23 protein-coding genes and 1 other annotated feature (1 of these 24 cut by a window edge) are annotated in these 24,124 nt (G+C 37.5%); of the genes, 3 read left to right on the top strand and 20 right to left on the bottom strand.

The features are described from left to right. Positions 1 to 94: 94 nt before the first annotated feature. From spo0A to truB, 15 genes are all read right to left on the bottom strand, one after another. Positions 95 to 925: a sporulation transcription factor Spo0A gene (gene spo0A, locus KJS44_RS07205; protein ID WP_008688501.1), complete on the bottom strand. Its 831-nt coding sequence runs from the start codon at positions 923 to 925 to the stop codon at positions 95 to 97. A 174-nt stretch (positions 926 to 1,099) separates the two neighbouring features. Continuing rightward, positions 1,100 to 2,113 carry a SpoIVB peptidase S55 domain-containing protein gene (locus KJS44_RS07200; protein ID WP_026006720.1) on the bottom strand — a complete coding sequence of 338 codons (1,014 nt, stop codon included), beginning with the start codon at positions 2,111 to 2,113 and terminating at the stop codon, positions 1,100 to 1,102. Between the two features lie 59 nt (positions 2,114 to 2,172). Next, positions 2,173 to 3,828, bottom strand: coding sequence for a DNA repair protein RecN (gene recN / locus KJS44_RS07195; RefSeq protein WP_008688506.1), 1,656 nt, complete (start codon positions 3,826 to 3,828; stop codon positions 2,173 to 2,175). Positions 3,829 to 3,832: 4 nt separating this feature from the next. Then, a complete protein-coding gene (locus tag KJS44_RS07190; RefSeq protein ID WP_008688508.1) occupies positions 3,833 to 4,612 on the bottom strand; it encodes a TlyA family RNA methyltransferase in 780 nt (259 codons plus the stop codon). Between the two features lie 9 nt (positions 4,613 to 4,621). Further along, positions 4,622 to 6,481: a 1-deoxy-D-xylulose-5-phosphate synthase gene (gene dxs, locus KJS44_RS07185; protein ID WP_008688510.1), complete on the bottom strand. Its 1,860-nt coding sequence runs from the start codon at positions 6,479 to 6,481 to the stop codon at positions 4,622 to 4,624. 12 nt (positions 6,482 to 6,493) lie between these two features. Next, entirely contained in the window at positions 6,494 to 7,336 is an 843-nt protein-coding gene (locus KJS44_RS07180) for a polyprenyl synthetase family protein (RefSeq protein ID WP_008688512.1), read from the bottom strand. After that, the gene (gene xseB / locus KJS44_RS07175; RefSeq protein WP_008688514.1) at positions 7,329 to 7,541 is read right to left on the bottom strand and encodes an exodeoxyribonuclease VII small subunit; all 213 of its coding nucleotides are present in this window, start codon (positions 7,539 to 7,541) and stop codon (positions 7,329 to 7,331) included. The genes KJS44_RS07180 and xseB overlap by 8 nt, the downstream gene beginning before the upstream one ends. Further along, complete coding sequence (gene xseA, locus KJS44_RS07170; RefSeq protein WP_008688516.1) at positions 7,541 to 8,869, bottom strand: exodeoxyribonuclease VII large subunit; 1,329 nt, start codon at positions 8,867 to 8,869, stop codon at positions 7,541 to 7,543. The genes xseB and xseA overlap by 1 nt, the downstream gene beginning before the upstream one ends. Further along, the gene (nusB, locus tag KJS44_RS07165) at positions 8,866 to 9,246 is read right to left on the bottom strand and encodes a transcription antitermination factor NusB (RefSeq protein WP_008688518.1); all 381 of its coding nucleotides are present in this window, start codon (positions 9,244 to 9,246) and stop codon (positions 8,866 to 8,868) included. The genes xseA and nusB overlap by 4 nt, the downstream gene beginning before the upstream one ends. Before the next feature lie 86 nt (positions 9,247 to 9,332). Continuing rightward, positions 9,333 to 10,232, bottom strand: a complete 900-nt coding sequence (locus KJS44_RS07160) for a 5'-nucleotidase (RefSeq protein ID WP_008688520.1) — start codon at positions 10,230 to 10,232, stop codon at positions 9,333 to 9,335. Positions 10,233 to 10,276: 44 nt separating this feature from the next. Next, complete coding sequence (locus tag KJS44_RS07155; RefSeq protein ID WP_008688522.1) at positions 10,277 to 10,606, bottom strand: Asp23/Gls24 family envelope stress response protein; 330 nt, start codon at positions 10,604 to 10,606, stop codon at positions 10,277 to 10,279. Between the two features lie 39 nt (positions 10,607 to 10,645). Next, on the bottom strand, positions 10,646 to 11,191 hold the full coding sequence (locus tag KJS44_RS07150; RefSeq protein WP_008688524.1) for a SpoIIIAH-like family protein: 546 nt from the start codon (positions 11,189 to 11,191) through the stop codon (positions 10,646 to 10,648). A gap of 78 nt (positions 11,192 to 11,269) precedes the next feature. Continuing rightward, positions 11,270 to 12,643 (bottom strand): GTP pyrophosphokinase, encoded by a 1,374-nt coding sequence (locus KJS44_RS07145; protein WP_008688526.1) that lies wholly within the window; start codon positions 12,641 to 12,643, stop codon positions 11,270 to 11,272. Between the two features lies 1 nt (position 12,644). Further along, entirely contained in the window at positions 12,645 to 13,577 is a 933-nt protein-coding gene (gene ribF / locus KJS44_RS07140) for a riboflavin biosynthesis protein RibF (protein WP_008688527.1), read from the bottom strand. Positions 13,578 to 13,585: 8 nt separating this feature from the next. Beyond that, the gene (gene truB / locus KJS44_RS07135) at positions 13,586 to 14,416 is read right to left on the bottom strand and encodes a tRNA pseudouridine(55) synthase TruB (protein WP_008688528.1); all 831 of its coding nucleotides are present in this window, start codon (positions 14,414 to 14,416) and stop codon (positions 13,586 to 13,588) included. Positions 14,417 to 14,529: 113 nt separating this feature from the next. On the opposite strand from truB, the gene KJS44_RS07130 reads away from it, so the two are divergent. After that, complete coding sequence (locus KJS44_RS07130) at positions 14,530 to 15,477, top strand: tRNA lysidine(34) synthetase (protein WP_008688529.1); 948 nt, start codon at positions 14,530 to 14,532, stop codon at positions 15,475 to 15,477. Positions 15,478 to 15,590: 113 nt separating this feature from the next. Here KJS44_RS07130 and KJS44_RS07125 read toward each other — a convergent pair whose 3' ends face one another. Then, entirely contained in the window at positions 15,591 to 16,172 is a 582-nt protein-coding gene (locus tag KJS44_RS07125; protein ID WP_008688530.1) for an HD domain-containing protein, read from the bottom strand. Between the two features lie 435 nt (positions 16,173 to 16,607). Between KJS44_RS07125 and ku the strand changes: the two genes are divergently transcribed. Together ku and ligD are read left to right on the top strand one after the other, a co-directional pair. Next, positions 16,608 to 17,402, top strand: a complete 795-nt coding sequence (gene ku, locus KJS44_RS07115) for a non-homologous end joining protein Ku (protein WP_008688532.1) — start codon at positions 16,608 to 16,610, stop codon at positions 17,400 to 17,402. Then, complete coding sequence (ligD, locus tag KJS44_RS07110) at positions 17,402 to 18,337, top strand: non-homologous end-joining DNA ligase (RefSeq protein WP_008688533.1); 936 nt, start codon at positions 17,402 to 17,404, stop codon at positions 18,335 to 18,337. Before ku ends, ligD begins: the two co-directional genes overlap by 1 nt. A 1-nt stretch (position 18,338) precedes the next feature. Here the strand turns inward: ligD and KJS44_RS07105 are convergent, their stop codons facing one another. The 4 genes from KJS44_RS07105 to hisS all read right to left on the bottom strand — a co-directional run bounded on the left by KJS44_RS07105 (position 18,339) and on the right by hisS (position 23,987). Then, complete coding sequence (locus KJS44_RS07105; RefSeq protein WP_008688534.1) at positions 18,339 to 18,875, bottom strand: methylated-DNA--[protein]-cysteine S-methyltransferase; 537 nt, start codon at positions 18,873 to 18,875, stop codon at positions 18,339 to 18,341. A 112-nt stretch (positions 18,876 to 18,987) separates the two neighbouring features. After that, on the bottom strand, positions 18,988 to 20,574 hold the full coding sequence (locus KJS44_RS07100; RefSeq protein WP_008688536.1) for an ATP-binding cassette domain-containing protein: 1,587 nt from the start codon (positions 20,572 to 20,574) through the stop codon (positions 18,988 to 18,990). A gap of 345 nt (positions 20,575 to 20,919) precedes the next feature. Next, positions 20,920 to 22,665 carry an aspartate--tRNA ligase gene (gene aspS / locus KJS44_RS07095; protein ID WP_008688537.1) on the bottom strand — a complete coding sequence of 582 codons (1,746 nt, stop codon included), beginning with the start codon at positions 22,663 to 22,665 and terminating at the stop codon, positions 20,920 to 20,922. Positions 22,666 to 22,679: 14 nt separating this feature from the next. Beyond that, positions 22,680 to 23,987 carry a histidine--tRNA ligase gene (hisS, locus tag KJS44_RS07090; protein WP_008688538.1) on the bottom strand — a complete coding sequence of 436 codons (1,308 nt, stop codon included), beginning with the start codon at positions 23,985 to 23,987 and terminating at the stop codon, positions 22,680 to 22,682. Positions 23,988 to 24,038: 51 nt separating this feature from the next. Continuing rightward, positions 24,039 to 24,124, bottom strand: a binding site (T-box leader); it runs 118 nt beyond the window's last position.

Genomic DNA, 24,124 nt, shown 5'->3' with positions numbered 1-24,124 from the left:
TCCAACATCCTTTATTTTGGTTAATAAAACATCAAATGTACATGATGATTCATCCGCTTACCTTGACCATTATAAAGGATTTCAGGAAGAAAAGCTAGCGATAAGTTTGCATCATCGCTGTTTTGTTTTTTAAACGATGCTCAAGACGTAATTTATCGGCAATCATCGCAATGAATTCCGAATTGGTTGGTTTTGCCTTACTAGCAGAAATCGTATAACCAAAAATATCATCAATGGCATCAATATTCCCTCTATTCCAAGCTACCTCTATCGCATGACGAATGGCTCTTTCCACACGTGAGGCGGTCGTTGCATATTTACGAGCAATCTCCGGATATAAGACTTTGGTGATCTGACCTAAGAAATCAACATTTAGATAAGTTTCTAAAATAGCTGTTCGTAAGTACATATAGCCTTTGATATGTGCGGGTATACCGATCTCATGGAGTAATTCCGTAATCTCACTTTCCAGTTCTAATTTGGCAAGGCGTTTCTTTTCATCTTCATCAAGATTCACCCGCAAGCCATTGCCTTTCTTTTGTTTACTGGTAAAGCCAACGATGAAGTTTAGCTTATCGACAAGCTCCTCCATCTCAAAAGGTTTCATGAGTATGTAGTCGATCCGAAAATTCTGCACTTGTGATACGATCAAATCATTCACAAATGGTGTTGTGGTAATGATGTGAGCTACCTCAATGTTGTTTTTCTTTAAATCTTGCAGAACACTGATCCCATCCTTCTTTGGCATCAGCAGATCCAGTACGAGGATGTCAATGTGTTTCCCATGAAGCTCTACAAGACATTGTTCACCATTGGTGGCACTGCCTACGATCTGATATGCATCACTCTTTGCGAATGCTGCTTTCATAGAGTGAATCATTTCCAGACTGTCATCGACAAGATAGACGCTAAGTTTGTTGTTCATATATTTCTTTCTCTCCTTCCCTATTAATTATAAGAATTCTAAATGAGAAATAACAATGAATTTGTCGAACACCGTAAAGAAATTTACAAATTTTTTCAAATTATGAAAAAATGACGACGTTTTATGCCGTCATTTCTGTGATAACACCAAAGTGTAAGTCGAATAATGTCGTAATTACGCAAGTTTCTTAGAATTAGATAACATCCATTCGATAAAGACACCATATCCATGAATAGGATCATTCGTAATAACGTGTGTAACTGCTCCTATGATTTTGTTATCTTGGACGATAGGTGAACCACTCATGCCTTGAATAATACCATTTGTCTGTGCTAATAATACAGGATCGTCAACAATAAATTCTATACCTTTTACATCACCGATGTGCTGATGATGAATCTTGGTGATATTGATGGAAAAAGCTTGTACTTCGTCACCATGTAAAACCGTATACAACTGGGCTTTCCCTTTGTGTACACTTTGCGCATCTGCCCATTCCATGAGAGGCGCATTCCTTCCCAATTGTACATAGGTTCCATAAATACCAATACGCGTATTTTCCCGAATCGTTCCCAAGACTCTAGTAAAATCAATGGTGGCGCGTTTTTCTCCGGCATGATTTTGCTGTGCTTTTTGAATAGATGATACATTCGCCGGATAAATACTTCCTGCTTGAATATCCGCTATCTCCTGCAAATCCGTATCCATAATTTCATGCCCAAGTGCTCCATAAGTATGATTGCTAGGATCATAATAGGTCAAGGTACCAACACCGACAATTTTATCTTTTACATATAAACCACACTTATATACCTTGTCTGTTTCATCATACACATTAAACAATGATGTTTCTATGAGCTGATTCTTTCTAAGAACAGTGATAGGAATACTATCTTTTGATTGTGTTCTTTGATAGGTCAACAGTTCCCTTTGCATATCAGCAATGCTTGTTACCGTGACGCCATTGATTTTTTTTATGATATCTTTTTTCTGAATATAGGTTTCCGGTGTATACGTTTTATTTTGTATCGTAAAGTGATACGTCCCACTGATGAGTACACCATCATAAGAAACTTCAATACCAACGCTATCTCCGCCTAAATAAATACCTTCATTGGCACAGATCATTGAAGGATGAATGAATAGGCAAATGAAACAGCTTAGTAAAATTAAAAATTTCTTTGACAAAGTATCACCTCCCAGGGCTAGTTTGTCCTGTGTCAAGTGAAACAAGTCAAAGAAAATCATTAATCTCTTCGCGCTTTTTCTAATAATTCTTTTGCCATGGCATGCGCAGAAACACTTTGTGATGCACTAGATATACTAGCAAGTTGAATGATACGCTCTTGTTCATCTAATACATGGATCTGTGTTTTGACATGATCATTTTCCTGTAACTTTTCTACTACATAATGATGGTCCGCACAAGCTGCTACTGGAGCCAGATGTGTTACGCAGAAAACCTGAACATCTTTTGCCAGCTCCTGCATCTTTTTACCAATAGCAAAGGCAACATTGCCACTGACACCAGTATCTATCTCATCAAAAATAACAGTCTCAATACCTTGCAAACGTGTGAATACCGTCTTCATGCCAAGCATAAAACGCGATAATTCACCACCGGAAGCCGTTGCTGAAAGACTTTTTAAGCGTTCTCCAGCATTCATCGATATTAAAAATTCCACCTTATCCATCCCGGTGGCATTGCCTGCAAATGTTTCAATTGAAACATGAAAACGTGCATTGGGCAATTCTAGATCACGCAACTGTGTAACAACAAGTTCTTCCAATTCTTTTGCTTTCGCCATGCGCAACGTATGCAGTTGTTTTGCTTGCGTCTCATATGCCGCATAAGCTTTCTGTCGGGCTTTTTCCAATTTTGTGATAGCATCTTGACGATGTAAGATACCATCAATGGTACGATCTAGCTCATCGCGTTTTTCACAAACAGCATCATAGCTTCCTCCATATTTACGAAAAATTTTATGTATGTAAGAAATACGATCCTGCAATTCATGGAAATGTTCTTCATCAAATTCTAGGCTTTGTACATATTCTTTGATTTCTTCAGTAAGATCTTGCATCACATAATAAGCATCATTTAACTTCTGTGCATATGTATCCAGTGTCTCATCATAATGCAATCCACTTAATTGATGAGCCGCTTCATAGATAATAGGCAATCCACCCTCTTCTTCATCCAATAATTGAATTGCGGCATGTAAACCGGCACTGACCTTTTCATAACCCATCATATGACGCAATTCTTCTTCTAATTCATCTAATTCATTTTCTTTCAGCATTGCTTCATCAATTTCATTTAACTGAAATGTGAGAAATTCTAAATCATCTTCACTGTAATCTGCATGCAGCAGTTGTGAAAGCTCATCATCACATTTCTTAAAAACACGATAGGTATCACGAACATCCTCGCGTAATGCATCTTGTTGCAGAAAACGATCCAGTAAAGATAGATGATATTTGGGATTCAATAAATATTGTGTATCATGTTGGGAATGTAAATCAACTAGAGCTGCCATAACTTCTTTTAAAAAGGCAATCGTTGTTGTTCTTTGGTTAATACGTGCGACACTTTTGCCTTCTTTACTAAATTCACGCGTTACGATGAGCAAATCATCTTCCAAAGTATATCCCGCTTCATCTAATAAGCTTCTTACAGCGTGGTGAGAAGGCACTTGAAAGACTCCTTCGATAATTGCTTTATCTTTACCATCTTTTACCATACTGGCACTGATGCGATCTCCTTTTAAGATTCCTATGGCATCCATCAACAGCGATTTACCTGCTCCTGTTTCACCAGTAAAAGCAGACATATGGTCTTCCAATGTTAAATTCACATGATCCAGCAAAATAAAATCTTTGACATAAATTTGTGTCAGCATAGAATCACCTCGTTTTCTTATGGTTCATGACGATTGTATGATAATCAAATAGCTGCTGCTTGTAGGTATCACAAATGTGCATGACAAATTCACGGTTGCCATCTCTTCCTAAGATGCTGCTTTCTTGTAAATGATGAACATAAAGTCCTTGTTCTTTTACAAAGTCAACCATCTCTTGCAACACGCGCATGTGCACCTTGGCATCTTTAACAATGCCATGTTTTCCAACGTAAGCTTTCCCTGCCTCAAATTGCGGTTTAATCAAAACAACAAGTTCTTTCTTACTCATCACCGAGAATACTGCTGGTAAAATGAGTTTTGCGGAAATAAAAGAGACATCCATACAAGCAAAGGTAATTGCATCATCAAACATATCCTTGCGCAAATAGCGACAATTGCAATTTTCCATATTTACGACGCGTTTATCCTTACGCAATCGCTCAATCAATTGATCTTTTCCTACATCAACAGCATATACCTTTTGAGCACCTTGTTGAAGACAGACATCACTAAATCCTCCCGTGCTGGCACCCACATCCAAACACACACGATCTTTTAGTTGTAACTGAAAATCATCTATGACATCATATAGTTTAAAACCAGCTCTACTGGCAAATACCATATCTGCTTCGAAAATGACAATTTCATCCTCTTCTGTTATAGCATAACTACTTTTGGTGATGGTTTGTCCATTAACCTGCACAAGGCCTTCTTTGATCATATCTTGTGCACGAGAGCGTGATAGATCTCTACGCATGACAACGATTTTTTGATCTAATCGCATAGGCATCCTCTACAAATAGCTTGCGATAATATCGCAAAGCGTGTTGATATCTAAACGTTCCAATTTCTTTAATTGCGGTATACTGCCGTGTTCTACAAAATGATCATCAATACCGATACGTACAAAATGTTTTTGGTAGCCATGATCATTCGCATATTCTAAAATCGCACTGCCTAAACCACCAGCTAACATATCTGTTTCATAGATGATGACAGGTTCTTCCATTTGACAAATGCTATTCAGCATTTCTTCATCCAGAGGTTTAAAGAATCGTGCATTTACAACGGTAATCGCTAGTCCATTGATGCGCGCCTTAGAAATAACTTTATCCACATTATCTCCATAGGTGATTACACAAAGTTTACTCGTCTCCATAATCTTATGCATGCTCCAACTGCCAATACGCACAGGATGATATGTATCTACCTTATGAAAGGGAGTGTTTCCACGCGGATAGCGTAATGCAAAAGGGTGTTCTTGCGTAAAAGCTGTGTATAAAAGTTGTTGTGCCTCATCGCCATCTTTTGGTTGTGCTAAGATCATATGCGGGATATGACGCAACATGGCAATATCAAAAACACCATGATGGGTTTCACCATCCTCGCCAACTAAGCCACAACGATCAATGCCAATGACAACAGGCAGATCCATTCGAGCTACATCATGACTGATTTGATCATAGGCACGCTGCAAAAAGGAAGAATATACTGAGATAAAAGGACGTTTCCCACTTGCAGCTAATCCTGCCGCAAAAGTCATCGCATGTTCCTCGGCTATACCACAATCAAAACTACGCGTAGGAAATTGCTCAAAGAAAGCAGATAACTTACTGCCACCTTTCATAGCAGGGGTGATTGCTATGATATCTTTATTATCTTTTGCCAAATCACAAAGTGTACTGGATATGACTTCACTCCAGCTTTTTTGCCCATTTGGCATACGTGATAAGGAACAACCGGTCTTAGGATCAAACTGCGATACACCATGCCATTTTCCTTCTTTATCTTCTTCCGCAAAAGGATACCCTTTTCCTTTTTTTGTTAATACGTGTACGACAATCGGGCCATCATGACGCTTTGCTATTTCTAACACTTTGATCAAACGACGAATATCATGACCATCTACCGGACCGATATAATCCAAATTAAAATCACCGAAAATCGAAGTATCCACAACATTTTCTTTTACCGCATTTTTGATATTTTTCATGGATTCTAAAACACTTTTCCCCATTTTAGAGGTTGATAAAGCACCTTTTAAATCTTCTTTTAAAGTATTATATGGCTTACTTGTACGAAGCCGAGTAAAGGTTTCATCCATTGCACCGACATTTTTGGAGATTGACATGTTATTATCATTGAAAATAATGACCATATTACGCTGTTCACTGCCAATTTGATTTAATGCTTCCATGGCCATACCACCCGTTAAAGCTCCATCACCAATTACAGGAACAACCTGATAGGAAGCATGATTCAGATCCCGTGCCACACACATCCCTAAAGCGGCAGATAAAGAAGTAGAAGAATGCCCTGCTTCCCATGCATCATGCTCACTCTCTTTGCGTTTCTGAAAGCCGGCAATGCCTTTGTATTGGCGCAGTTGCGTAAACAGCGGCGCACGTCCAGTTAATATTTTGTGTACATACGATTGATGCCCAACATCAAAAATGAACTTATCCTGTGGTGTATCAAAGACATAATGCATCGCTAGTGTCAATTCTACGACACCTAAATTGCTTGACAAATGTCCTCCTGTTTTCGCAATACTCTCAATTAAAAAAATGCGAATTTGTTGGGCAAGATCTTCCAACTGTGCATAGGATAAGGACTTGATATCCGATGGACTTTTAATATCAAATATATTCACATGATCACCTCATCAGTTTTTACGCTTTGTTAAAGCCACAAAGATGGCATCCAAGGCATGCGCATCATCAAACAGTTCATGCAGTCTTTGCTGCGCCCGCTCATAATAGAAGGATGCCTCTTTTTGCGCTTCTTCAATACCAAGTAAAGAAACATAGGTGCGTTTATTATTCTGCGCATCACTGTTGATATTTTTACCCAATTCCTCAACGGTACTCGTAACATCCAAAATATCATCTTGGATTTGAAAAGATAAGCCCAAATCACTACCGATTTGCTCCCAAGCAGGAATATCTTCTTCATGGTGTGTTAGATAAGCCGCACATACCAAAGGAAGCGTTAATAAACGTCCGGTCTTATAATAATGAATATCTTTTAGTTCCGCCAAGGTAAGATCTTCCTTTATTTCACCTTCTAAATCTTTTATCTGTCCAAGTACCATACCATCTGCTCCAGCATACCTGCTTAATGCTTTTACGATAGCACAATTCACCATCGCATCCTCACTTGCCATAGCTCCCAGTAAAAAAGCCTGCGTTAGTAAAGCATCTCCTGCTAAAATGGCAGTTGCTTCATCAAATTGCACATGACAAGTCGGTTTACCACGGCGCAGCGTATCATCATCCATTGCCGGAAGATCATCATGAATTAAAGAATAGGTATGTATCATTTCAATAGCTGCAGCAACAGGATATCCAACACGCTCTTCTATGCCATAACATTGCAAAGCTGCCAGTAAAATTTGCGGACGTATTCTTTTACCTCCTGCCATTAAAGAATACTGCATGGCATCTTTTACTTTGGAATCTTGCAAAGCATCACATATATGCTGCAAATATGTTTCAAAGTTATTCATCACCTGCATCCTCCTGATAAGCAGCTAAAAGCTGAGCCACTTTATTTTCAAAGGTTTTTAACTGCGTATCACAAGAATTTACGAGCTTCAGCCCTTCTTCAAATAAGCTGATGGCTTCTTCTAATTCTATTTCATTTCGTTCTAATAATGATACAATTTCTTCTAATCGCGCCATGGAATTTTTAAATGATTGTTTTTCTTCCATTATAATCTCTCCTTTTTCTTTACACAAGCATGCAGAAAGCCATCCACAAGACGTATGCGCATAAGACTTTCTTCTTGAACATCATCAATAGATTTAATCAATGTATCTTTAGTTTCAGCAATCGCATAACCACGCTTTAAAACATTCAGCGGACTATAGGCATCTAGTAAGGATATTTGTTTATATAATGTTGTCTGTTGTTTCCTTTGATATTCTTGTAGCGCATGTGCAAGCTGTATCCAAACCTTTGCTTTTTCCGCTTGTTTTTTCTGTGCAATCTGTTGCGATTGATGTGCCAATCGATTTGCATATTCCTGTACTGTATGACGATGTTTTAACAGACGCTGTTCGATCATTCCCATTTCCCGTGCTTGCATCGCTAATTTCATCTGACTTTCACGGATATAAGATAAGGGATCGCTCATATAACGATGTTGCTTTAAAGATTCAAGGACAGCCTTTTCTTCTTGCAAACGATGATTCATGATTTGTTTCATCCTGCTTTTTAAATGCATAAGCTGCATAAGGATTTCTTCACGTTGAGGTGTTATCAATTCCGCAGCAGCCGTGGGCGTTGGCGCTCTGGCATCACTCACATAGTCAACTAATGTCGTATCTGTTTCATGCCCTACACCAGTCACGACAACACTTTTCATCGAACTGATACAACGTGCAACACGCTCTTCATTAAAACACCAAAGATCTTCAATTGCTCCGCCTCCACGAACCAACAAAATCACATCATGTTCCATCTCATCAGCCTTTTTTAGATTACGAATAAGATCATCTGCCGCATTGATTCCTTGCACAAGACTTGGATAAACATGAACATTTGCTAACGGCCAACGTCGTGCAATTGTTGTCAAAACATCTTGCACGGCTGCTCCGCTTTTTGCGCTGATTACGGCTATATCCATGGGATATAAGGGCAAAGCTTTCTTACGCTCCAAAGCAAATAAACCTTCCTTCGCCATCTGCTTCTTCACCGCTTCTAACTTTAAGTACAAATCACCTAAGCCATCCACTTGTACATGTGTTACATATAACTGTAAGCTGCCTTGTGGCTCATACATTGAAACTTCCGCTCTGACGATGACCTTCATACCTTCTTTTAATAAAATAGAACAGCGACTAGCATACGAAGAAAACATCACACAACTGATTTTAGCCTTTTTATCTTTCAGCGTAAAATACCAATGACCGCTACGATGATTGGTAAAATTGGAAATTTCGCCTTGAATCAGTAACGTTTGCAGATTAGGATCATGATCAAGTGTCTGTTTCAGATAATGGACAAGATCATAAACACTAAGAAGGGGTAGTTTCATAAACGATCTAAAACCCCATTGATGAGTTTATATGTTTCCTCATCACAATATTTTTTTGCTAATGTCACTGCCTCATTAATTACGATTGGTTTAGGAGCGATCTCCATATCCAATTCACAGGCTGCCATGATCAATATTGCTTTTTCTACATAACCCAAACGCTCAAATGTCCAATCTTCACGCAAGGCTTCATTGATCATCTGAATATAATCCTCTTCATATTTTATGGCATCAATGGTTACTGTATATAGAAATGGATCTATTTCATTACTGTCATTGTTTTCAAAAACTGTTTCTTTAATATCTTTATTGAGAAGAAAATGCTGATACAGGCAAGTCATTGCCTTCTCTCTTAATTCATGTCTGCTTACTGCCATATTCTGATCCTCCTGTATATTCTTTTTTATTTTATCATAAAATGATGTAAAACCACTATGTATTTGATTGAAACATGCAAGTTTTCTTATTCCTTCCATGGAACCTGTGCACTAGGTACCACTTGAGATGCCACATCGGCATGCACTTTCTGATCATCGAAAAAGATATGGGGCGCAAATGCCTTTAAAACATCTTTTTTGGTTATTCCACCTAGGAAAAATGCCTCATCAATACGTACATCCCAAGCCCGTAAGGTCCGTATGACACGTTCATGAGCTGGAGCGTTGCGAGCAGTTACCAAAGCCGTGCGAATGGGAGATTGTGTACTATCCATATGATTCTGTAAATCGCTGATGGTTTTTAAAAAACGCGCAAATGGTCCAGCCGGCAATTGTTGAAGAGCTTTTTTTTGCTCATTTTCCACAAAGGCTGCCAAGCCTTTTTCCTGAAAGATGCGCTCTGCCTCATCGCTAAACAAAACAGCATCCCCATCAAATGCAATTCGTATTTGCTCAATCTCTTGCATCGGATCAAAGTCCTGAATAGCGTTGGTATAAATACGTCCAGCCGCAAAACCAGCTTGGATGGCTGCTTTGACATCTTCTTCATTGGCACTTAGAAATAAATCAACCCCAAAACTAGAAAGATAAGGAGATAAAGCAGCACCTCCACTCAATACAGCGCGGCTGATATCCAACTGATAATGCGCTATACTGTTGAAAATGCGCAAAGAAGTATCTGCTGAATTTCGCGACATGATCAACACTTCTACCTTACGTTTATCAAATCTACTATTCAATTTTAATAAAGCTTTTACTAATGCAAAACCACTTCCCGGCTTTAAGATCGTATCTTCATGAGCAATCTGATAGTCCGCATATGCTTTTAAACCTTCTTCTTCATAAATGCGATTTTCTTCATCTAGATCAAAAAGAGCTCTTGAACTGATTCCGATCACCAAACAATCCTCTAAGCTAACCGCCATATCTTCACCTCCAACTCAAAAAAAAGAAATCCATGCGGATTTCTCTAAAACATAAAGCCACTGACGCGAATATCAATCTGGTCAGGCTGAAAGCCCGTCATGTGTTCTATATTTTCAAAGATCTTACCCTGCAGTTTACTGCATACATCGTTTACATTCACGCTGTATTTCACTTTTACATCCATCGTTAAAATCAGCTGATCGTTCGCAATTTTACAAACAAGCGGATATTTAAATGGTGTACTTGTTTCTGCGAGCTTAAGATTTTCGTCTTCTTCAATAACAATCTTGGCAATCGTCTGAAAAGCTGATTTGCTCAATGCGATAATACCATCGTTATTGTTTTCCTTCAAAGCAATGTATTCTTGTGCCATAGTTATCACCCTCTGGAACTATTATAACAAAAACCATTCCTATTTGAAAGTGACTTCAATGAAATATTTCTGATTTGTTACTTCACTGACGGTTTTCATGATTTCATTTGCTAATTTTTTTTCATCTTTTTTATCAAATACATTCACGATACATGTATTATCCTTAATTTCAACTGCTACATTCAATTTTTCTTTACTTAATGCCTGTGCAACTTTCTGTTGCATTTCTTTGTCATCTTTTAATTCTTCCATCGTTGTCAATGCCTGCTTTTTCGCTGTTTCATCTGCATCACCTTTTGATAGAACCGAACTGTTTTTGTTAATTTCACTATCTTTTTTCTTGTCAATTTCTTCCTGCAGTTTCGCTGCCTCATTCACTTTGGATGTATCCTTGCTTTCTTCCTGTTTCCCTGTTTTCGTCTCTTTATTTTCTATCTTGTCTTTACTGTTAGAATCGCCAGTTTCTTCTTGTGGCGTATTCTCCTTCATCACTGCTGTTGTATCACTTGGCAGCGTGACATAGTATACACTTAACATCAAAATTAATGAAAACATGGTCAGAAATGCAAGTGCCTGTTTATTCATAGAAAATGCCCTCCTTGCTACTACACTACTATGCAAAAGGGCATCTTAATATGTCTATTAGGTTTCAAAAAGATAGGCTCAACTGAAAATCTTGCGCATACGTGTCATCCATTCATCATAATACGCTTCCTTATACTGCATAAAATCAGAATAACTGATGACGCGTTTTTCCAATTCTTCAATAAACTTCACAAAAGCCTTATTTATGGCGATCATCTTATCATCGTGAATAATCTTGATCGTTCCTATTTCACAAAGTGAATTCGCCAACATTCGCGAACACTCATCATGTAATAAATCACTCTGATCCATCGGCAGACGTACAAAGCTTGTGTTTAGCCAGTAATTGTCTACCAAATAATTGCGAATTACCGTTAAGAACAAACTGAAGTCTTCCATATTATTCCCTGGTTCAATGGCAAATAACATATTAAAGAAGACAAACCAATCATAGTCTTCATTAATGATGGAGAGTAAATAGGTCCCTAAGATATGAACAAAAACATCTTGTGAATAAAAACCTTCCTCCATCACAATTTCATTTTCAAAGTCCATATGTATGGAGTTCAATTTCTTAAACGTCCGAAACAAAGTCGCAATACGGTCATTATTTCCGCCATCATAGCGAATATCCTTAATGAAGATATAATGACCTAAAATCGTTGAAGTGTTCTTTAGATTCATAGTAAAACCAATAGATTCATTCATTTTCGTCGCGAATAAATCATTAATTGCCTTACTGATTTGTTTTTCAAAACTTGATTCGGTAATATTGGCATCTCCTAAGGATGTTGACTGCATCTGATCATAAATAATGTTAAGCTGGCGATCGGTTATTGTCAGGTTGGCTTTGATACTGGCCAATAAATCTTTCATAAAATCATCGTACACATAATAATTGGTGTTCTTATAAACCAATTTATGCTCAATTTCTCCCCAAAAGGAATGTACCAGTGCTTTTATCTGCAATTCCATATTCACCTTCACACCATTTTTGAGATAGTAACCGTCAATGCGATAGATGGCAAATCCATTTTTTTGAATTTGTGGTTGGCGGGAAGCACAATCCAAATAAAATAGTGGATGCGCCTCATTGCAATAATACCCATCATCTTCATTACGAACATTCATACGTTCGCGAATGATATTTAATACTTTATATTCATCCTCAATGAAACGACATTCAATAATAAAACCAATCAAATCGCTTAGATTGTCCAAAATATCTTGCGCATTTTGATAGTCCACATAAAACCGATTGCGGATAATCTTTTCTCGTAGACTTTCTTTGCTTTTGACGCGCGAATTCACATCAACGATCATCTCGGTTTTATTAGCAAATAAGTCTTTTAGCGCTTTACGAATATCTTTTTCCACTTCATGATAAAATGCATTATTTTCTTCTAGCAACGCTAATGCCTCATCAATTGTATCAAATAGCTTTAAACGCATGCTATCCTTCCTTTCTTTGCCTAAAATAGTTTCTGGCACGATCACAGTCTTTGAGCAACTGCTCTTTTAACTCCTGCATGCCGGCAAATTTCTGCTCTTCGCGTAAAAAACGATGAAATCTGAATGTAACCGTTTTATCATAAATCATTTTATCAAAATCAAGTAAATATGCTTCAATCGATGTGTTTTGCTGATAATTAAAGCTTGGATTATGTCCGACATTAATAATCGCCATCCACCAGGTATCTAATACAAACACACTTCCAATATAAACACCCTGCTTTGGCATGATATATTCACCCTGTGTTTTAAGATTCGCTGTAGGAAAACCATACTTGCGTCCAACTCGATTACCACTTTTCACAATACCTCGCATTTCATAAAAGCGCCCCATAATATCTGCCGTTTCTTCCATTTCACCACGTTTTATGGATTGTTCTATACGAGTTGAACTAATTTTCTCATTGGCACTGGCGATTTCTTCAACGACCTCTACTTTAAAAAAATGCTGAGCCTGTAACGTTTTTACACTGCCTTCTCCACGATTGGCGTAATGAAAATCATAACCACATACTAATGTTTCAATATGCAATGGTTTTAAGACAAGCTCATGAAATTGTTCATAGCTAAGTTGCGCCATATCCTTTTGAAAATCAAGTATGATCCATTTCTGGATCCCCAGTTTTGCGCCAATATCTTGTCGATGATTCATCGGTGTAATATGGGGAATATTGTGCAATTTTTTCAATACGACCCAGGGATCTGGATCAAAGGTAATCAGCGCTGGAATGGTATGGGTTTTTTCAGCTATTTCCAGCACCCGTTTTACCAACTGTTGGTGACCTAGATGTAAACCGTCAAAATACCCGATACAAGCCGTTATACGTTCCCGGCATTCTATGGGTGTATGTATATTAAATCGTAATATTTCCATAATTTCACCTACCACAATCCGCGAATACAACGAAAGACATCGCCATGATCACGTTCATATAAAGCTATGACATCACCTTTATCTAAAATTGCCAAGCGATTATCCTCACATTGTAAACGTATATGTTTTCCATTATAAATATCTGAAATTGGTGTATAAGGAACACTTGTGTAATGATCCAACACGTCCTTTATAGGGTGTAAGATAAACTCGCCTTTTTTCACATCATCTAACGTCACACAATCCTGTATGCTAAATCGCCCAACACGCGTGCGGATCAAAGAAGACATACATCCATAGTTTCCTGTGTTTTCGGCAATATCATGGCACAATGAACGTACATACGTGCCACTGCTACAACTTACCCTAAATTGTAGTTTTGCCTCATCAAGTGCTTGAATATCATAAATTTCCACGCTTCTTACCGGGCGTATCACATGCTCATGATTACGAGCATATTCATAAAGCTTTTTTCCATTAACTTTAATACTTGAAATCATTGGAGGGACCTGTTCAATCACACCGCGAAATTTATCAAGTTCTTTTTGCAAATCTTTAATTGGTATAACCGGTTTTTCATCCAAAACCTCTTCCCAAATATCATCACTAATGGTTTTCTTGCCCAATTCCATGCTTGCGATATATTCTTTATCCGTATCTGCTAAAAACGGTAATACTTTACAAGCTCTGCCAACCAACACGAGCAAGACACCGGTCGCATTAGGGTCTAATGTACCACTGTGACCGATTTTCTTTATATGAAGGATCTTTCTCAACTGTGCAACCACATCGTGAGAAGTCATCCCTGCTTCTTTATTTATCAATAAAATACCATCCATGTCATCACCGTGTATCATTATAACATAAAAATCAAGAATTTCTTGTGGTTAGCCTGTGAAAGAGCGAAAAAATCATGTATAATGATACAGATTTGAGAAAGAGCGTGATAAGGATGAAATTACATAAGATACTTGGGGATATTCGTAAAGCGGATCAGGACTATGGCTTAATACAAGATGGTGATCGTATTGGCGTTGGAGTGAGTGGCGGAAAAGACAGCATGGTATTATTAACTGCATTACATATGTATGCAAAATTTTGCGATCGTCGATTTGAAGTTGTCGGTATCCATATTAAACTCGGCTTTCCTAACATGGAATTTCAAGAAGTGACACAATTTTGTGAGCGCCTTGGTATTGAATTCCATCAGATTGATTCCAAGGTTTATGAAATATTAAAACGTAATTTAGATAAAAATGGTCGTATCCGCTGCAGTTTATGCTCCAAGTTCAAAAAAGCTACCGTTAACCAAGCCGCAAAAGATCTACATTGTAATAAAGTTGCCTTTGGTCATCACAGTGATGATGCTATAGAAACCTTATTAATGAATGCAATTCATGGCGGTAAACTAGCCACCTTCTTGCCTAAAATGCATTTATCAAATGATGATATCACCTTTATCCGTCCGCTGATCTATGCGCATGAAAATGATATTTTGAATGCCCAAATGTTAAACGATATTCCCTTTGTAAAAAGTACCTGCCCCAATGATGGTTACACGGAACGTCAGGCGATGAAAGATATGTTAAATCATTTTTATGAACAATACCCGATGGCTAAGAAAAATTTTATCCGTATGCTGTATAATGAAGAGCAGTTATGTTTATGGAAACGCGAAGATGATCACAAACGCATAAAAGAAGAAGCCCGCAAACCAATCGTATTACTGCAAGAGCAGGATAACACCCTATTACAACGAGGCCATAAAACTTTTCTCTGTTATCATCCCCAAGAAAACCCAGCGATGCTGCGCAAGCTAAAAATTAGCGATGATGAAAAAGAAGCATTGCTGCATCATACAACAACCTTCCAAGAAATTATTGCCAAATATGCAAAATAAAAGACGATCACGCATTGTCCTGGAGAATTTCACAGAACCTTTTCTAATCGTCTTTTTATATATACTATAATGTTACTTGCCCTACGCAAAACAATCTTACATATTTTGATAACTTATACCGTTTCACTTTCTAAGAAATAAGTAGCCTCCATATCCGCAGTGCTTAAAGCAAACGACAAAGGGAAATGTTCAAAGGAGTAACCTACACCACGTGCATCATCATTTCCACTAAATCCCATATGATAACGAATGGCAAAGGCTTCTTCCCTGCTTAATCGCATAAAACCTGTAATGATATATACACTTTTTTCACCGTGTCCATACGGCAGCTGATCATCAAATTCATAATATGGAACTTGTGTCCATGCTCCATTTACTTTAACATTCCGTGTACTTTCTTTATAACAATTCACTTTGCAGATATCATGCAATAATGCAACAATTGCAATTGTCTCTTCATTATACTCCATGTGATAGACTTCTTTACTGCGTGATCTAGCTAAGTAATCTTTTAAGCAATCATATACATTCAAGCAATGTTCAACTAATCCTTGCGCATGAGAGCCATGAAATCTAGTGCTGGCAGGAGCTGTAAAAAAATCACTATGATGTAATAAATACTCTAATAGCTTATCACTTCCGTCACGATGAATATGTTCTTGATATAAGCTTATAAAACGTTCTTTTGCATCCATAATTATCTTCTCCTTTATTCTTACAATTAGTATAGCATGAAATAAAGCGAAAAGAAAAACAGATGATTGCTCATCTGTCAATTTCTCATATACGTCCGAAGGGAGAGATCTTTCCCTGTATATACAGGTGGGTGATCTGCGTTAGACATTAGGATCCCTACACGTAGCAGGTATTCAACACCATCTAACAACATCCGATCTCCCTTATCTCTAAGCGTAGGAAAAATTTATACCCTCCGGACACATATAGTATAGCAGATAACTTTTGAAATAATACTCTTGACTTTATTTTTTTAGGCGTTCCATTAAATTGGATACTTTAGAATCCTCTTTAACGCTTCTAATCATATCATATACAATAGTTTACCAAAGTATATTTCATAATGATAAGAATGATACTATCCGAAACAGCCATAATAGCCTTGAGGTGATACCATGGCTGTTGCACATAAAGGAGCTATATCTTTTGGACTTGTTCATATCCCTATACAACTGTATCGAACAACACAGGATACAGCTATATCCTTTAATCAACTTTGTAAAGATACCCATGAACGCGTAAAATATAAAAAATATTGTCCTAATTGTGACAAAGAATTAAAAAGTGAAGATATTGTAAAAGGCTATCAATATGAAAAGGATAAATATGTCATCATGACGAACGATGAGATTGAAAAGTTAAAAGTTGAAAAAGATCGTACGATCCAGATTCAACATTTCACTTCTTTAGCCAATATCAATGATTTATATTATGAAAAGAATTATTATGCCGTTCCTGAGAAACATGCCGAAAAAGCATATGAATTGCTACGTAAAGCCATGCAGGAAGAAAATGTTGTTGCAGTTGCTAAAACGGTTATTGGCACTAAAGAAACGCTGCTGGCTCTTTGCCCAAGCGATGAAGAAATTATCGTCAAGACCCTTTTCTATGAAGAAGAATTAGTCGAGAATCCCAAAACCATTCTGCACCCGGATATTGATAAAGCTGAGTTGAACATGGCAAAACAATTGATAACATCCATGAGCAAACCATTTGAACCAGAAACGTATCATGATGAATTTCAAGAGCGCTTACGCAATGCAATTGAAGAAAAGATCGATGGTCATCAAATATTGCACAGCAGCGATCGTAAGGAAGATCATAAAACTCCAATTGATCTTATGGAAGCCTTAAAACAATCCATTGAAGCCACGAAGCCGAAAACCAAGCGGAAACGGGTGCGTCACTAATGCAATTTCCCTTATACGATCCCATGTTAATCGGAACAGAACAGCCTCCATTTGACGATGATGCATATATTTACGAGATTAAAATGGATGGTGTTCGTTGTTTAGCTTATCTTTATAAAGATCATGTAGAACTTATCAATAAACGTCATCTAAAATTAAATTCTAAGTTTCCTGAACTAAAAAGTTTATATAAACAAGCAAAGAAGCCTTGTGTGATCGATGGAGAATTGCATGTTTTTCAAGATGGAAAAAGTGATTTTTTCGCCATTCAAAGAAGAACTCTTACAAGTGATCCTTTTCGTATACGTCAACATAGTAAAAAGTTTCCTGCTGTCTTCACTGCTTTTGATATTTTAAATCTTGATGGTGAAGATCTTTGTCAAAAGCCTTTGATGGAACGAAAAAAATTGCTTGAAAAGAACATTAAAGAATCCCCTATCTGTAATATCTCTCGTTACATTGAACAAGAAGGAAAAGCTTTGTTTGCTTTAACGAAGCAACAACAACTGGAAGGAATCGTCGCAAAGCGTAAAGAAAGTCTGTATCAACCAAGCAAGCGCACAAAAGAATGGATCAAATGCAAACATCTATTGGAAGCCGATTTTGCTGTTGTTGGTTATATTCCCAAAGAACATGCCATGCTCTCCTTAGTGCTAGCTGCTTATGATAACCAAAAACTGCAATATTGTGGGCATGTTACCATGGGTGTATCCAAAGATTATTTATTTGCCCATATCAAAGACACGATTCCTTGCCCTTTTTCTGTCCTGCCAGATGGCAATGAGGACGCCACTTGGATATCGCCGTTTTTATGTGGCACTGTGAAATTTATGGAATACACACAAAGCGGAGGTATGCGTCAGCCAGTATTTAAAGGCTTTCGTGAGGATAAGCAACCTATCGAATGTCTAATGCATCAATTACAAGAACACTAACTTATAATGCCGTTCCCTTCTTTGGTCGGTAAAAGGCATCCATCGCTACGTTTTCTAATGTAAGAAGCTGTATTTTCTTATCTAATCCCCCACCATATCCTGTAAGATTTCCTTTTGCGCCTACGACGCGATGACAAGGGATAATGATAGAAATTGGATTATGACCAACCGCATAACCAACCGCTTGGGCTGACATTTTCGCTTTCCCTTGTTCTGCTGCTATTTGCTTTGCTATATCTCCATACGTTATGGTTTGTCCATAGGGAATGGTTTTTAAAATCTCCCACACCCGTAAGCAAAAAGCACTTCCACTCAATCGCATAGGTATATCGATTTTAGGATTTTGACCTTTAAAATAAGCATCTAACCACCTACGTGTCTTATGAAAAACGGGCAGTTCTTCATGGAATTGCTCTTTTTCTATTTCACATAACTCGCTAAATCTTGAAGTAGTAAACCATAAACCTGTTAAGTTTTCTCCATCACTCGTTAGAACAATTCTTCCCATGGCAGATTCATAAAAACACTTATATTCCATAAACAATCCTCCATCTGCTTTTTCTATTTCACTATAACACAGGATAACACAGGTGCATATAACAAAAAACTTAATTGTTTAGTAAACATTTTCTAAGTGTTAAGATTTTCCATTATCTTGATTCTTCTAGATCAATAACTTCATCAGCGCATTGTATGATATCTTTATCATGAGATACAATAATGATCATACGATCACTCTTCTTCATCATAAGAAAATCGATTACTTTCTTTTTCGCGTCAGCATCTAAAAAAGACTCAGGTTCATCTAATAAATAAAGTGAAACATCTTTAACAAAAGCTCTATTTAAAACAATTTTACGCTTTTCTCCTTGGGAGATGTTATCTTCATGAATATCGCGGTTGTTAAGACTATCTAAACGAAAGAGCATCGTAGTATTTCGAGACTGTCCAAAATTGATGTTATTCAATACGGTGTCCTGTATAACATATGGCTGTTGAAGTGCATAGGAGATACAATTTTTTCGATAATGATATACTTGCAGTTCTGAAAAAGGAATATCATTGATTAGAAAAGCCTCTGCTTCATATGCTTGAAAGCCACTCAATACATCTAAAAGAGAACTTTTACCGGCACCATTTGCTCCTTTGATTACATAGCTATTTCCTTGCTTAAATTTACAAGTCAGATGTTTTACAATCTTCTTATCCCCATAGAATATGGTTAAATTTTTTATGGTAATATCATGAACGCTATCTAATCTGATACCCTCCTCAGACTCCTCTTCTAAATCCATAAGAGTATCTAAGCGCGTTATCGCAATATGCATTTCCTGTTTTTTCGATCCAAAATTTAAAATAGAGGATATATACGTAACCAACATATTGAAAAAATTAAATGCCACAACAAATTCACCAACGGTAATTTCGCCAACTTGTATTCGCTTTAATGAAAGATAGATGATTAAAATTAAGGATAAGCTGGATATCATGGAACATATGAAATTATAAGCGGATGAAACATTCAAACTATGTTTCATTGCTTTTTCACATGTCGTATAAATTGCATGTATATCTTTTTTTACGTTAGCATAAAGATGTTCTAATCGCACAAGTTTCCCCCGCCCCATCCACATCACTTCACGTGAGAAAGACGCCGTTTGTGCATCCTTCTCAGCTTTGTGGATGCGAAACATCTTCTGATAGCTAATCATGTATATACCAATATTAAAAATTGCAAGCAGTAGTACCAAAAGACAAATTTGCCAATCTACAAAAAACAGAATACCCGTAATCAAAAATGCTAAAACAGCGTCAATATATACTTGTAGCTTATCTTCCATAACGTAGTTAGCACAAGTTAAAGTATCCGTATCTATCTTCTCGCAGATGGCACTAACAGATTCTGTTAGAGAACTCAGTTTTACCCGAAACAAATGTTCATAGATAAGCTCTTTTAGCTTGTGTTGATAAGAAAACTGTAAGTGGCTTGAGATATATGCTTGTAGGGTAGAAAGTGCAGTGATCGCAATGATTAGGATACACACAAAGACTAATACTTGTAATACCCATGAGAACTTCATAGATGTCAAACCATCAACAATAATTCCCATTACATAAGATATTAACACATTCTGCGATTGCACAATGATAGTGATAAATAAGAGGAAAATGAGTTTTCCGCGTATGCCTTTTGTTAAAGAGGCAATTAACATTTTTATTACCGATTCTGTATGCATGATAACTCTCCGCCTTTTTTCTTATTTAAAACTATAACAGAAAAGTCATTAAATGCAACTGAATGTGTGTATTCTTGTTTGAGTAATTACCCTAATCTAGTTTAAGTAAAGCTAACAAACATTCAAAAAACTTTAACGATTTAACCAGTAATAATAGAAGCTATTGCATACTATAATAACGGAAAGTACTGCATAAAGAAAAGGATTGCGTCTATTTGCATATAGACAACAATCCTTATGAAATACAGTTTCATGTAATGTGTCCTACTTTTTAAGGTCACTACACACGATTTTATCCATGTTGTTTGTTCCTTATATAAGTTAAAACTACCTAATCCGCTTCTATTACTCTTTTTCAGTAATGGTAATATGCAACTCCTGCAACTGTTCTTCATCGACTGGTGTAGGTGCATCACTCATTGGACATTTTGCGTTTGCATTTTTAGGGAATGCTATAACATCACGGATAGAGTCGCTCTCAGATAAGATCATTGCGATACGATCAAGTCCAAATGCCAATCCACCATGTGGAGGTGTTCCATATTTTAATGCATCAACGAACCATCCAAAGTTCTCTTGAATCTTTTCTTCTGTAAAGCCAAGTACCTCAAACATTTTATCCTGCATAGCTCCATCATAGATTCGTAAAGAACCTCCACCTAATTCATAGCCATTTAACACAACATCATAGGCAATCGCATGGACTTTACCTGGATCGGTATCAATGTATTGCATATCCTCATCACGTGGACGTGTGAATGGATGATGCATTGCATACCAACGTCCATCTTCTTCGCTGTACTCAAACATTGGGAAATCGGTAACCCATAAGTAAGAGAATTCATCTTTTTTCTTTAACCCTAATAGGGATCCAAAATGATTACGTAAAGCACCTAAGACTTCACATGTAATTCTCCATTTATCTGAAACAATCAACACTAAATCATTTTCTTTCAAGGTTAATCGCTCAATCAAAGCATGAATTTCATCTTCAGATAAGAACTTAACGATAGGGCCACTCACTTCACCATTGAGATATTTCAAAGTTACTAAGCCTTTTGCGCCATTCTTTTTCGCAAGTTCGGTAATCTTATCAATCTCTTTACGCGTCATGCTTGCTTTATCAGGGACAACTACCGCTTTGATGCTGCCGGCATTTGCAATACAATCCTGGAATACTTTAAAGCCACAATTAATGAACAGCTCTGTGATATCCTGCAATTCCATGGCAAAGCGGTTATCTGGCTTATCACTACCATAACGATTCATGGCTTCTTCCCATGTTAATCTTGGGAATGGAATGCTGATATCCATGCCTTTTACATCTTTCATCAGCTTTTGCAGCATTTCTTCCATCATCGTCTGAATTTCCACATCGCTTAAAAAACTGGTTTCTAAGTCAACTTGTGTAAAATCTGTTTGACGGTCTGCTCGTAAATCTTCATCACGGAAGCATCTGGCAAACTGATAATAACGTTCAAAGCCTGATACCATCAATAATTGCTTATAGAGCTGCGGAGATTGTGGGAGTGCATAAAAACTTCCCGGATGCACACGACTTGGTACCAAATAATCACGAGCACCTTCTGGTGTACTTCTTCCCAACATTGGTGTTTCAATCTCAATGAAATCTTTGCTATCTAAATATTCACGCATGCTGTGGGTAATCTTATGACGCATCATTAATTTGTTTTGCATGATTGGACGACGTAAATCTAAATAGCGATACTTTAAACGAGTGTCTTCCAAAGCATCTGTATCATCGGCTACGATGATAGGAGTTGTTTCGGCACTATTGATGATGCTGACCTCATTTACTTTAACTTCAATATCTCCAGTCGCAAGTTTTGGATTCTTGTCTTTTCGTTCTAAGACCGTACCACTTACTTGTAAGATATATTCATTTCGCACATCCTTAATTTGCTCAGCCAGTGTTTCATCAAAAACCAGCTGTGTGATTCCTGTACGATCACGTAAATCAATAAAAACCAAGGCTCCGAAGTTACGACGTTTGGCTACCCAGCCCAGCAAAGTAACTTCTTTTCCAGTATCACTTAAACGTAGTTCTCCATTTGTATGTGTTCTCTCCATATGCGATTTCCTTCCTATTCTTCTTCATTAATTTCACCACAGCCAACGTTGCCAAAGATACGATCCATCGTTGGGATCAATTCTTCCATTGGGACTGTATACTGCTGTTGCGTTTTTACATCTTTGATATTCACGGTACCATTTGCTACTTCACTATCCCCGATTAAAATCGCGCATCGTGCATGTTTGCGATCGACGGTTTTAAATTGTGCTTTAAAGCTTCTACCTAAGTAATCTGTATCTGTGCGATAGCCATTTGCTCGCAATTCGGTCGTAATCGCCAAAACTTCCTTATGTACGCTATCTGCTAAACAAAGGACATACGCATCTAATCCATCTTCCTCATCAAGAGTAATGCCTTCTGCCTCACAAGCAATGATCAAACGTTCCAATCCCATTGCCCAGCCAATGCCACTCATTCCTTCCGGACCACCGAAATACTCTACCAAGCCATCATAACGGCCACCGGCAAATACCGTAGATTGGGCGCCCATTTCCTTATTAACGGATACAACTTCAAATACTGTATGTGTATAATAATCCAAGCCACGAACCAAACGATCATCTACTTCATAAGGAATACCCAAAGCATCTAAGCCTTCTAAGACTTCCTTGAAATATTGTTTGCTGGCATCATTTAGATAATCTTCCATCTTAGGTGCTGTCTTCATAATATCTTTATCATGATCCACCTTGCAATCTAAGATACGTAAAGGATTTTGTTCATAACGACGCTTACAATCCGCACACATGGTATCAATATCGTTTTTAAAGTGTTCCTTTAAAGCGGCGCGATATGCAGCACGGGATTCATCATCACCTAAAGTGTTGATCAACACTTTCATATCCTTTAATCCTAATGCGGATACAAAGCTCCAACCTAAAGCAATCGTTTCAACATCCAACATTGGACTTTTTGCGCCAATCACTTCTACACCAAATTGATGAAAGATACGCATTCTTCCCTTTTGTGGACGTTCATGACGACACTGTGGACCTACATAGTACATCTTTACTGGTAGATCCGCATTGCCAAACATCTTATGTTCCACAAAGGCTCTGGCTACACCTGCTGTTCCTTCAGGGCGTAGGGTCAATGAGGTTGCACTGTTTTCCAGCTGGAAGGTATACATTTCCTTATTCACCATATCACTGGAATCATTGCCTCGTTTAAAGACATTTGTATGTTCAAAAATTGGGGTACGAATTTCATCGTAGTTATACACATAGCAGAATTGACGAATCATATCTTCCAGCTTGTGCCATTTGCTAATATCCTTAGGCAGGATATCCTGTGTTCCTCTTGGTACCTGATAACGCATAGTCATTCCTCCATTCATTTATCATCTTCATAAGCATAAAAAAACGCCCTCACAAAGGACGTATTCCACGCGGTGCCACCTTTTTTCATCTCGAATTGAAATGCTGCTTAACACCTTAACGCGGTCATACGATTATC

Origin of the sequence: Longicatena caecimuris (assembly GCF_018406465.1) — a bacterium.
GTDB lineage: Bacteria > Bacillota_I > Bacilli_A > Erysipelotrichales > Erysipelotrichaceae > Longicatena > Longicatena caecimuris.
This window is presented reverse-complemented; position numbering and strand designations above follow the sequence as displayed.